This window comes from Deltaproteobacteria bacterium (assembly GCA_011773515.1).
Lineage (GTDB): Bacteria > Desulfobacterota > Deferrimicrobia > J040 > J040 > WVXK01.
The window spans coordinates 3,477-15,546 of sequence record WVXK01000057.1 but is presented as its reverse complement, the minus strand read 5'-3'; the positions used below and the strand labels follow the sequence as shown (position 1 = coordinate 15,546).

At 53.6% G+C, this 12,070-nt stretch carries 11 protein-coding genes; 2 read left to right on the top strand and 9 right to left on the bottom strand.

What is annotated here, in order from left to right; all coding sequences use genetic code 11:
• Positions 1-308: 308 nt before the first annotated feature.
• Positions 309-1,727, top strand: a complete 1,419-nt coding sequence (locus tag GTN70_05935) for an FAD-binding protein (GenBank protein NIO16523.1) — start codon at positions 309-311, stop codon at positions 1,725-1,727.
• A 227-nt stretch (positions 1,728-1,954) separates the two neighbouring features.
• Positions 1,955-3,046 carry a response regulator gene (locus GTN70_05930; protein NIO16522.1) on the top strand — a complete coding sequence of 364 codons (1,092 nt, stop codon included), beginning with the start codon at positions 1,955-1,957 and terminating at the stop codon, positions 3,044-3,046.
• Positions 3,047-3,163: 117 nt separating this feature from the next.
• Here GTN70_05930 and GTN70_05925 read toward each other — a convergent pair whose 3' ends face one another.
• The 9 genes from GTN70_05925 to GTN70_05885 form a co-directional block, all read right to left on the bottom strand.
• On the bottom strand, positions 3,164-3,766 hold the full coding sequence (locus tag GTN70_05925) for a sigma-70 family RNA polymerase sigma factor (GenBank protein NIO16521.1): 603 nt from the start codon (positions 3,764-3,766) through the stop codon (positions 3,164-3,166).
• A gap of 190 nt (positions 3,767-3,956) precedes the next feature.
• On the bottom strand, positions 3,957-4,133 hold the full coding sequence (locus tag GTN70_05920; GenBank protein ID NIO16520.1) for a sulfurtransferase TusA family protein: 177 nt from the start codon (positions 4,131-4,133) through the stop codon (positions 3,957-3,959).
• 10 nt (positions 4,134-4,143) lie between these two features.
• A complete protein-coding gene (locus tag GTN70_05915; GenBank protein NIO16519.1) occupies positions 4,144-5,049 on the bottom strand; it encodes a 4Fe-4S dicluster domain-containing protein in 906 nt (301 codons plus the stop codon).
• Between the two features lie 33 nt (positions 5,050-5,082).
• Positions 5,083-6,042, bottom strand: a complete 960-nt coding sequence (locus tag GTN70_05910) for a pyridoxal-phosphate dependent enzyme (protein ID NIO16518.1) — start codon at positions 6,040-6,042, stop codon at positions 5,083-5,085.
• A gap of 12 nt (positions 6,043-6,054) precedes the next feature.
• A complete protein-coding gene (gene cobA, locus GTN70_05905) occupies positions 6,055-7,350 on the bottom strand; it encodes a uroporphyrinogen-III C-methyltransferase (GenBank protein ID NIO16517.1) in 1,296 nt (431 codons plus the stop codon).
• Positions 7,351-7,358: 8 nt separating this feature from the next.
• Positions 7,359-8,132 (bottom strand): TSUP family transporter, encoded by a 774-nt coding sequence (locus GTN70_05900; protein NIO16516.1) that lies wholly within the window; start codon positions 8,130-8,132, stop codon positions 7,359-7,361.
• The gene (sat, locus tag GTN70_05895; GenBank protein NIO16515.1) at positions 8,132-9,292 is read right to left on the bottom strand and encodes a sulfate adenylyltransferase; all 1,161 of its coding nucleotides are present in this window, start codon (positions 9,290-9,292) and stop codon (positions 8,132-8,134) included. The genes GTN70_05900 and sat overlap by 1 nt, the downstream gene beginning before the upstream one ends.
• Positions 9,293-9,312: 20 nt before the next feature.
• On the bottom strand, positions 9,313-10,035 hold the full coding sequence (locus GTN70_05890) for a phosphoadenylyl-sulfate reductase (GenBank protein NIO16514.1): 723 nt from the start codon (positions 10,033-10,035) through the stop codon (positions 9,313-9,315).
• A gap of 491 nt (positions 10,036-10,526) precedes the next feature.
• The gene (locus GTN70_05885) at positions 10,527-12,026 is read right to left on the bottom strand and encodes a hypothetical protein (GenBank protein NIO16513.1); all 1,500 of its coding nucleotides are present in this window, start codon (positions 12,024-12,026) and stop codon (positions 10,527-10,529) included.
• Positions 12,027-12,070 lie beyond the last annotated feature (44 nt).

Here is a 12,070-nt window from a genome sequence, read left to right as displayed (position 1 = left end):
CACACTGTCAACCCTTCAAGCTAGGACAGAGAATTCCTTTCAGTTCGACGGCCTGACCTGTCTTTTTAACCTATCACCTGGAACGTCGCCTGATGAAAAGCATTCCATAGCCAAAATGCTTTAAAAATGGAAGTTGATAAGGAAGGAGACACTCATTTCCTTTTTAGCTGTTTTCAGGGGTCAGTTCCCATTTTCTCAAATTTTTCCGTCCACTCCAGCAAGAAATATGAGGATATGGGAACTGACCCCGTGGAACCAGCGACAACTTGTGGCTGTAAGCTCCTAAAAGGCAAAGAGGAGGGTAAGATATGTCAGGCTTAAAAGTTACCCGGTTAACGGGAGAAGAAACTGTCCTCGAAGAAAGAGCGGTGGAAGAATTCAAATCACGTTTACGCGGCAAATTGCTCTGCCCGGGAGACGACGGTTACGATGAGGCCCGCAAAATATGGAACGCCATGATCGATCGCCGGCCTTCACTCATCGTCCGCTGTGCCGGCACTGCCGATGTGATCGCTTCTGTCAACTTCGCCAGAGAGAACAGTATTCTCACCGCCGTGCGGGGAGGGGGGCACAACGTATCGGGCAATGCGATATGCGACGGCGGACTGGTCATCGACCTCTCCGGGATGAAGTCGGTCCGGGTTGACCCACAGACATTTACCGCCCGGGTTGAACCAGGCGTCAGGCTCGGGGAGCTCGACCACGAGGCTCAAACCTTCGGACTCGTCGTTCCGGCAGGAATCGTCACCGACACGGGAGTTGCGGGTCTCACCCTCGGCGGCGGTCTCGGCTGGCTTCATCGAGCCTGGGGGCTTACCATCGATAACCTTATCTCGGCCGATATCGTAACTGCCAGCGGGAAGCTCCTGAAGGCCAGCAAGGAGGAGAACGACGATCTGTTCTGGGCGATCCGCGGGGGAGGCGGGAACTTCGGCGTCGTCACTTCATTCGAGTTCCGATGCCGGCAGTTCGGTCCCACGGCACTGGCGGGAATCGTCATGCACCCCATAGACCGTGCCAGGGAGCTGCTTGCTTTTTACCGCGAGTTCACGGCGTCGGCACCGGACGAGGTCACCGCCTTTGCCCTGGTGCGGATTGCCCCGCCTGCGCCATTTGTCCCCAAAGAGTTCCACGGTACCCCCATTGCAGCGATGATTGCCTGCTACGCGGGCCCTCCCGATGAGGGCACGGAAGTCCTCCGCCCGATCAAGGAGTGGGGTGAGCCGATTGCCGATGTGTTAATTCCAAAGCCGTTCGTTGTTCACCAGGCGATGTTTGACGCAGGCCAGCCTCCGGGTGGCTATTACTACTGGAAGTCCCACTACTTCAACGAACTGTCGGATGAAGCACTCGATACCATTGTGAAACGGGGCGCCGCAATCACATCGCCCATGTCGATCCTGGCAACCGTGCATCTTGGCGGAGCCGTTTCCCGGGTCGGGGAGAACAGCACAGCATATCCAAACCGGCAGGCTCCGTATGTGATGAATGTGAACGGTTCGTGGGCGGACCCGTCCACCACAGAAACAAACATCGCATGGGTGAGGGGGACCTGGGACGCACTGGCTCCGTACGCGACGGGAGCACGATTTGCCAACTTTGAGGCGGAGGATCAGGCCATGGCTATCTACGGTGAAGAGAAATATAAACGACTGGTCGAGATCAAGAACAAGTACGACCCGCAGAACCTCTTCCGCCTGAACCAGAATATCAAGCCGACGGTATAACGGCATCGAAAAGACAGGTTTACAGCGGGGTCAGTTCCCATTTTCTCAGGTTTTTGCGCCTCCCACGAATAAAATATGAGGATATGGGAACTGACCCCGTGGAATTGTGGTTTTTCTGTTATTTATAATGATTTTCAATTAGTGAACAGTCTTCATTTTCCGACGAATCCTTCCGATAAGTACCGTTGATCGAGAAGTATGACTATGAGAGGTGAGGTCATACGACTATGCTAGCTGATATTGACCAGAAAGGAAGGATACTCGTCGTTGACGACGAACCGGATGTGCTCGAGTCATTATCATCCATTCTCACCATACATGGTTTTTCCGTTGAGGCAAGTTTGGATGGATATGATGCGATGGAAAAACTGACAATGAACAACATCGAGGCAGTGATCACCGATATAAACATGCCCGGTATTTCGGGATTGGATCTTTTAGATATGATCCATGAATACAATCCCGAGCTTCCCGTGCTGCTCATCACGGGTTATGCCGACCTGGATAACGCAATCACCGCAATCAAAAGAAAAGCATTCGATTTTATCCAGAAACCCTACAAACCGGAAGACCTCATCGATGCTCTGGAAAAAGCCCTTAAATATCACCGCAATGTCGAATCAGAGAAGCGCTATCGGGGCGAACTCGAGGAGACAGTCCGGGAAAGAACCCGCAGACTGACAGAGGTATTAACGACCCTTAAAAATGCCAGTCGAGAGATGGTTCAGACACTTGCCTCGATTGCCGAATACCGGGATACCTATACGGGAGACCATATCCGGAGAATTGGCCTTTATTCCAGGAGAATTGCGGAAGCTTTGGGGATGCCTGAGGAATTTGTTGAAACTATCACCTTCGCAAGTACTCTACACGACATCGGAAAGGTGGGAATTCCGGATGATATACTCCTTAAGCCGGGCCCCCTGACTCCGGGAGAATTTGGCATAATCCAATCGCATACAACGATAGGCGCAAAGATGCTGTCGCAGGCGACATACCCTGGTATAGACCTGGCGGCTTCGATTGCATTAAACCATCACGAGAGATGGGACGGCTCCGGGTATCCTAGGAAGTTGAAAGGTGAAAAGATCCCCTCCGGGAGTAGGATCGTTATGCTTGCCGATCAATACGATGCACTGAGAAGCAGGCGACCTTATAAAGAACCCTTTGATCATGATACAGCGTTTAAAATGATAGTGGAAGGTAACAGTAGAAGTATCCCTGAGCATTTCGATCCGGATGTTCTTACCGCTTTTGAAAAGGTTTCCCGGGATTTTGAGATAATTTTTGAGACCCACCAATCAAGCATTGTGCAATAGTTCTTGACCCGTTCCAGAAAATGATCCGGCTGCGATTGTTTTTCCGGGCGTTCTACGGGGTCAGTTCCCATTTTCTCAGGTTTTTCCNNATGGGAACTGACCCCGTTAAATTCCTAATTAGCTGGATTCCTCGGTTGGCTCTTTTCGATCACAGACCAGTACGTCCTTTTCATCACGGTCAAAGCTGCACCCGGACTCGAGCTCTTCCTTCAGCTTCGACCTGCCGCGGTGCAGCCTGATCTTCACGGTATCGAGACTGATTCCCAGCACCTCGGCTATCTCCCGGTTTTTCAAACCTTCCACCTCACTCAATAAGACCACGGCACGATAGCTCTCCGGAAGCCTGTCTATGAATTCGTGCACACACTCGCTCATCTCCTCACGAATCATCTGGCGATCCATGGATGGTTTCTTCTCCCCCGTCCACAGATCCCTGTCTTCGAAGGCCTTCCCCTCCTCTGAAACTGACGTCTTCGATATCGCCGGTCCGGCAGACATACTCCGCAGCCGGTCCATAGCGACGTTCGTCGCGATGCGGTAGACCCACGTGGAGAGCTTGGCGTCTCCCCGAAAATCCGAAAGACCTCTGCTCACCTTCACGAACACTTCCTGGGTTAAATCGTCGGCCTCACTCTGGCCAACCAACCGCGTAAGGTATCGATTAATCCTGGGATGGAAGGAATCGTAGACGGACTGGAAATCCAATTCTCTGTCGGCCATCCCCTTACCTTCCTGTTAAATATTGGCCACTTTCCACTACATACCGTCTCAAAATAACGTTAAAGGATTTTTGGGATGATTAACTGTTTTTCATTCCGCAATCCGCAATCCGCATTACAAACAAGCGAGTACGCAGTTCATAGCTAGAAACTTCGGCATTCCATCTCGATGAAAATTTCTCCGTCTTTTTTCAACGAGCGAGCAACAGACGGAAGATACTATCCCCCCTTTCCACATTCAGGACCTCGTATCCTTCCGTCTTTACAGATTCCATCACGTTTTTTATCTCATCTTCTTTCAAAACAACCTCAAGCACCTCTCCCTCTTTGACGTTCTCCATTTCCATTTTTACACGCACAAAGGTCATGGGGCACACGTCACCTGTGATGTCGAGCAGCTTTTTCACCCATCTCCTCCTTTAGAGCATCGAGCACATATTTTTCATATTCCTTGAATCCAACCCTTTGAATGGTAGTTCCGAACCTATCCTTTGGTTTCCCGAAGCTTTTAAAGAATTCTATCGATTCGCGAACGATGCTGATGACCGCGGAATCACCGGTAAAGAATCCCCCCATCTTTTTCCCTAAAGACGGGAACCTGCCGAACTTTCCTCCTGCAAACACGAAAAATCCCCTGCGCGACTCCTGCATCGCACGAAAAGGGCACGCTTTGATACAATCGCCGCAGTAAATGCACTTTCCCAGATCGATATGAACCCTGCCTTCTTCCTCTCTGACTCTTATCGCATCGGCGGGACACACAGCCTCACAGACCCCGCAGTACGTGCAGAGGTCCCTGTTCCAGCATGGCTCGATACCGCCCTTTATACCAATGTCATTCTCCTCAGCCTTCAGGCAGTTGTTCACGCATCCGGAGATTCCGACCTTAAACTTGGTGGGTACAGGCTTCCCGTAAAAGAGCCTGTCGACTTCGCTGGCAAGTCCGGAGGCATCGAGCACACCGAGGGGACAGACTTTGCTTCCCTGGCAGGCGGTAACCGTCCTCACCGTGGGGCCGCACACACCGACTTCTACGCCCCCGGCAGCGAGTTCGCTCTTCACCTTGAAGAGGTCATCCTGAGAAATGAAGGGAATCTCGATCCCCTGCCTCGCGGTCAGGTGAATCTCTCCTCTCCCGTACCTGTCCGCCACATCCTTCACAACACCCATCGCCTCAGCGGTGAGCCTTCCACCTGCCAAACGCAGTCTTACCGAGAACTTTCCCTTCTCGGCCTGTCTCATCATGCCGCCTTTTTTCAGCTCTTTGTAATCCGCTTCTTTCATATATCTTCCTCTCAATGCCAGTTGCTTGCTCCCTCAAAGGCTGACCGCCGCCTCCTCCTTTACCACCTCAGCAAAGTAGGAGCCGTATTTGAAGATGTTATCCGGTGACACCGCGACGGCTACGGCTCCCTCATCGAGCCCGAAATCGATCGCGGCCCTGATGATGGCTCCCGTAGAAGGTCCAACAAGGAGGCTCTCCTTTCGGATGAGGTCCATCGTCGTTTCGTATGCCGGGCCATCTTCTACTACAAGGGAATCGTCGATCAGGGATTCGTCCAGGATCCCCGGTTTTTTCGATTCTTCGAAACTCTTGAGTCCCGGTAGTTTGTGCCCCTTCTGGGGTTCGATGGCGATCACTTTCACCGCAGGGTTCTTCTCCTTCAGGTACTTGGCTACCCCCGTGATCGTCCCGCAGGTCCCGTATCCGGCGAAGAAGTGGGTCACCCTCCCTTCCGTCTGCTTCCAAATCTCGGGGCCGGTGGTCTCGTAATGGGCTTTCACATTATCGGGGTTTTCATACTGGTTTGGCATGATGAACGCATCTTTCGTCCTCGGGCTCTCTACGAACGATTTCGCCAGTGCGATGGCGCCGTCTTTTGGATGATCTACTGGACACAGGTCATCCGGTGTGGGTAGTACATTTGCACCCAGCACCCTCAGTATAGTAATCTTCTCCTCGGGAACCCCGGAAGGAATGGTAATGGTGCATGGTATGCCCAGGAGGTTGGCCATTGCAACGAGGGCTATTCCCGTGTTCCCCGATGTGGGTTCCACGATCTCCTTTCCCGCAAGAAGGCCCCTGTCTTTCAGACCCTGGAGGAGGTACTTCGCCGTCCTGTCCTTGATCGATCCGAAAGGGTTCAGCCATTCGAGCTTCAGAAATATCTGACCCCTGCTCCCCCTTACCCGGTTCAGCCGCACCAATGGCGTGGGTTCTTCGGGGGAACCCACGAGGTCCTGTATGCTTTCGTATACCCTCAATGTATTTTTCATATGCTCTTCTCCTTATCCGGTATCCTGGCCGAATACGGGAGTGACCGTCTCCCCTTTCCTGTTCATTATCCTGGAGGAAACGGCGACTGCATTCCCCGCGATGATGAGTGCCGGAGCGGTTACCCCCCGATCTCTCACCGCCTCGTCGATCTTGCCGACGGTAGTGTGAATTACCCTCTGGTCGGGCCACGATGCTTTCTCCACGATGGCCGCGGGGGTCCCTTCCGGTACACCATCCCGTAAGAACTTATCTTTCAATGCCTGCACGTTTGCCACTGACATGTAGGAAACCACCGTAGCACCCGCCGGCAGGCATTTCAGGTCCACCGAACATTCCCCTTTGCCGGGGTTTTCCTTCCCCGTGATGAAGAGGACCGACGAGGAGTAGTCCCGGTGAGTAAGGGGAATTCCGGCTTCTGCTGCGGCGCCTATGGCAGCGGTAATACCGGGGATGACCTCCACAGTTACACCCCTGCTCTCGAGATACTCCATCTCCTCACCCCCTCTTCCGAACACAAAGGGATCACCGCTTTTGAGCCTCACCACCACCTTGCCGCTCCTTGCCAGACGGACCATGAGACGGTTCACGTAATCCTGCCGGTCGATCCTCACCGAATGTCCCGCCACCCCTTTCCTGTCGAGTGATATGACCTTCGCTCGTGTACCGGAATACCCGATTACTTCCCCGGGCACCAGGTAATCCTTTATGATAACGTCAGCGGACTTGATCGCAGCAAGCGCCCTGACGGTCAAGAGGTCGGGCGCGCCGGGACCCGCTCCCGCGAGGTACACTTTTCCCAGGCCATTCTTTTCTGCTGTGTACCGCTTCCCCCGCACAACCCTCTTCTGAATCTCCTCCCTGTTCTCATCAAAGAACTCCCGTATCCTGGCCGAGACTCCCGGGTTCCTGCCATCCGATGATACAGCCAGGAAGAAGCCGTCGAAGGAAGAGACGGCGAGAAAGATAAAGTCTGAGAGAGACGGGTCATCTACCACGTTCACCGGGACACCCGCTCTTCTGCAGGCCTCCGATACTGAAGCGTTGATATCCCTCGAAGACGTGGCTGCCACCACGAGATCTGCCGAAATCAGGGTGCTGCCGGGCGAGAACCCCTTCCGCGCAACCCTTATGCTCCCCTCATCTTCGCGTTTTTTTATCTCCCTGGAAACCCTTGGGGACAGAACGGTCACCTTCGCGCCGGAAGCCAGCGCTTTTTTCACCTTTTGCTCCGCGACGCTTCCGCCCCCCACGATCAGGACCTCTTTTCCCTTGAGGGCGAGGCCGACTGGCAAATAGGTAAGTTCCATGATCACTCCTAGAAAAGTTTCAGTCCAACTGCGATGAGGCTCCCTGCCAGAATAAACTTGAGGGCCTTTTCGGGGATCCGCAGGCAGAGGAGGCTTCCCAGGTACACTCCCGGAAGGGATCCGGCGAGAAGGTTGATAAGCAGGGGGAAGTCGAGATGGCCTATGCCAGCGTGGAGGATTCCTGCGAAACCCGTGAGAACGAGCCCGTGCATGATATCTGTTCCCACCATCTGCCTCGGGCAGAAGCGGTAAAAGGTGGAAAAAATGAAAATAATGAGGGTCCCGGACCCCACGGACGTTATGGAGACGAGCACTCCCACGATGAATCCGACAATAACGAGAAATCCCTTTCTATCGTACCTCCTGCACCGTTTTTCCGTTAGACAATCCGATGGGTCGCCTGCGAAAAACAACCGGAAAAGTATGAAGCCAGCGACGAAAATGATCATCAGGGAGAGGGTTCTTTTCATGACGAAATCGACATTCAGATACTCGTAACTCTTCATGACGTGCAGTATCCCCATGCCCGCCAGAGCCCCGGGAAGGGACCCGGACAGAAGTATCTTCACAATGCGGTAATCCACTGTCCTGTGCCGGTGATGTGCCGTGGCTCCCAGGGTTTTCGTAGTTGCCGCGAAGATCAGGTCCGTGCCGACGGCGATAGAAGGCTTAATTCCCATGAAGAAAATGAGGATGGGGCTCATTATCGTACCCCCTCCCATCCCGGTCAGGCCGATGAGCGTCCCAACGACGAATCCCGTTATCAAAATGTGAATGTCCATCATCTCCTCGCGTAGGAATCGATCAGGATCCTGGCCACTTCCTCCCGGGTGAACTCCGGAGGAGGGACCTCACCCTTCCCGAGCATTTCTCTGACCTTCGTTCCCGAAAGGATAACCCTGTCCTTATCAGAATGAGGACAGCTCTTGAGCGATGCCATCCCGTCGCACCTCCTGCAGAAAAAGGTGTGCTCGAAGAAGAGGGGAACGATTCCCAGTGCATTCGGATCGAATTCATCGAATATCTTCTGAGCATCGTAGGTACCGTAATAATCTCCCGCTCCTGCATGATCCCTCCCCACAATGAAGTGGCTGCATCCGTAGTTTCTCCGGATAATGGCATGGTGGATCGCCTCACTTGGCCCCGCATATCTCATGGAGAGAGGAAGGACCGAAAGGAGGATCCTGCCCTTTGGGAAGTAGTTCTCTATCAGAGTGCGGTAGCAAACGATCCTCACGTCTGCCGGAATATCCTCTTTTCTCGTCTCACCAACAACCGGATGGAGCAGGATTCCGTCGCAGACCTCGAGAGCGACCTTCTGGATGTATTCATGTGCCCGGTGGATGGGGTTTCTCGTCTGGAAACCGACAACGTTTTTCCAACCTTTCTTCCGAAAGGCCTCCCTCGTCAGCCGGGGTGTCAACCTGAAATCGGCGAACTCGGTTGAAACGGATTCGGGTAATACGCGTACCCTGCCGCCAAGGTAATAATCTTCGAAAGAGTAAAGAGCCGATACTCCCGGGTGAGCCGTGTCTTTCGTCCTGTAAACGGACAGTGATTCCTTTTCCCTATCATATTTAAATATATCGTCTATGGTGACAGACCCCATAGCTTTTCCCGATTCCGATACCAGCGCCGCCAGTTTCTTGTTCCTCAAGCGGTCCCTGTCACTCCCGGGAATGGGAAGGACGATAGGGATAGTCCAGGGGAGACCGGAAGGAAGATGCCGATCATCCACCACGGACGTGTACATCTTCTCCGTCATGAAGCCATCCAGAGGGGAATAACCTCCGTTTGCGAGCAGTTCGAGGTCGAAGATGATCCGTTTCGGAACAACTATCTCCGGAAGGGAAGGAAAAAGTTCTAAAAAGTGCTCTCGTTGGTCACCAAGAAGGTAATTTTCCTTGAGTTCACCGCCGTATGGCTCTATGGTATGGCTCATCCTGCTCTCCCTTACTGCGCTTACTTCGCGTGGAGCCCGCATTCCTTTTGCTCGGGGCTTTCCCACCACCAGCGCCCGGCGCGGACGTCTTCGCCGGTCCTTATCGCTCTGGTGCAGGGTTCACACCCTATGGAAGGATAATTTTTATCGTGAAGCTCGTTATAAGGGATATTGTTTTCCCTGATATACTTCCACACGTCCTCCTCGGACCAGTCAATGAGGGGGTTTACCTTCAAAATCCCCCCGTTTGTCTCATCGAGCTCAAAAACTGCCAGATCTTCCCGGGTAACTGACTGGTCCCTTCTAAGGCCGCATATCCAGGCATCGAGTTCGGAAAGGGCCCTTTTGAGCGGCTCCATCTTCCGCACGTAGCAGCACAACTTCCTGTACTCGACGGAATCGTAAAACAGGTTGATCCCGTTGCTCCTCACCATCTCTTCCACGCGATCATTCTCCGGGAAATACACCTCGAGATTGATACCGTATTTTTCTCGCACCTTGTCCATAACCCTGTACGTTTCTTCCGGGAGCCTTCCCGTATCGAGAGTGAAAATCCGGGACTTGGGATCTACCTTCCACAGCAAATCCGTAATTACCATGTCTTCCGCTCCGAGAGATGATGCGAAAGCAACCCTTTCTCCAAAATGCTCGAGGGACCATTTGAGCGTCTCAATCGCATCAGCTCCGCCAAACTCCTCATTCAGATTTTTTACGACTTCTGCCGCGGTTCTTTGCAATGCCATGACTGCCTCCTTCACTGATTTCCCTATCGTTTTTATAGGCTTTTATCTCAACTGATACCCCATGCTGGCCAGACCACATAGGCCGCAAACTCTCTAAATACAGGTCTAAATTGGGATTATCGTTTAATAACTACAGCGCGTATCGAAGGTAAGAAATATATGGATAGACAATTTTTCCCCCCTTCATTGTCTATTTAGCGAACAGTATAAATAGTGATTGCTCCGCTGTCAAGTTTTTTTTCGTTCTTGTTTTTTACGGGAATAAAAGAGCAAAAGCTTGCAAGACTAACCTGCCCCCCAAAAACTGGTCCAGGTGTTACATGAGGATTTTAAGAGACAACGGGGTCAGTTCCCATATCCTCATATTTTGTGCGTGGAAACCGGAAAAACCTGAGAAAATGGGAACTGACCCCGTTGGAACCTTGGTGGCCGCTCTGAAGCAGAGTCAGAGTCGGGAGGGGGGAGAAACATGGCCCCCCCCGCCCCCGGTGTTATTCCTCGATTTCCACCTCGCGGGCGTCGATCTCATTCTCCGTGCCCGGCCTGATGGAACCCTTCGCCTTCACGAGCGACCCCACACCGATGCGGTCGAAAAAGTCCTCAGCGCTTATGGGGCCGTCGTTCTCATTCTCGAACTGGGCCCCCGAGGTGTGCACCTTCACGCCGAGTATCTCCAGCATGGTGGTGGGGGTCTCGGAGGTCACGAACCCCTGAAGGATTATGTCGTCGGGGTCGTCCCGCTCGATGCGGCTCGCGATCACATCGGTACCGTCGAGGGTACCACGTACCTCGAGGTAATCCCCTTCCTCGATGTCTCCCAGCGTGAAGGGCCGCAGGTCATCCCTGCTGTCCTTGAGCTCGGTGAGATCGTCCTTGAGCACCCTGATTCCGAGGAGTGTGACACTCACGCCATCCGTTTTTTCCACGAAGGCGGCGATCTTGATGTTGTTCGCACGCCTGAGGTCTATCTCCCCCGCCACGAGGACGAGCTCGCCTTGCCTGTCCTCGAGGATGCCCTCCACCTCGACCTTGTCGTTCAGGTCGATATCGGCGAGGGATCCACCCTCCACGATGGTTCCCGGAACGATATCGACCGGCTGGCCGCTTACCTCGAAATCGATGTTGCCGGGATCGGTGTCAAAGGGGAGGGATATGAGGTTCACGAACCCCTCGACCTCTACCCTGTCTCCCGGGAACCCTTCGAGGCCCTGGTTTTCCACCTCAACCACCGAAGCGATAAACACAGACGTGGGACTCGCCCGGTCACCCTTGACCTCCACGAAGAGGCCTGGTGAGAGCCCCTGGGCAGGAAAGTTCTTCCTCTCTGCCGTGGCAAAATCGATGGTCTGGGCCCCTACCACGAAGGAACCGTCAGACCCCGTGGACCGTATGATCCCCTTGATCTTGAACTGGAGCAGGGAAATCTTCTTCTCGATCCGGGTCGCCTGGATATCCCCCGAGGCATCGAAATGACCGTCCACCTCAACCAGTGTTCCCATCATGAGGTCCCCGGGAATTGGATCACCCGGAGTGTCGAAGTCTTCGAACAGGGCCGTGCCCACGTGAACCGTCTGGTTGAGAACTTTGATGGTATCGGGGGGTAAGATCTCGTCGACCGGGCCCTTGAGCAGCTCGTCCCGGGTAATTCTATCCGCAGTTCCCGTTCGGTCATCCCCGCTGAACCTTCCTGTAACGGTGACCACCATGCCGACACGCAGATCGCTTTCCGGGCCGGGGTTGTCGTCGAAGAGTATCTCCGCCCCGCCCGTGTTGAACCGGATCCCGTTCACGATCACGCTTCCGAACCCGGTGATTGTTCCCCTGCTCACACCCGCACTGCCCGCATCACTGCTGCTGCTTCCTCCGCCTCCTCCGCAGGAAGAAAGCGCGAAGAGGATCAGCAGGGCTGCGAAACACAGAATGGTTTTCGGGTTTGATTCGTTGAGCCGAAGGGAGCTTCTTACTCTGGACGTACCATTTTGAGAGTGCATGTTATACCTCCCGTGTTGAATTCACCCGGCACCCCATATCTTTT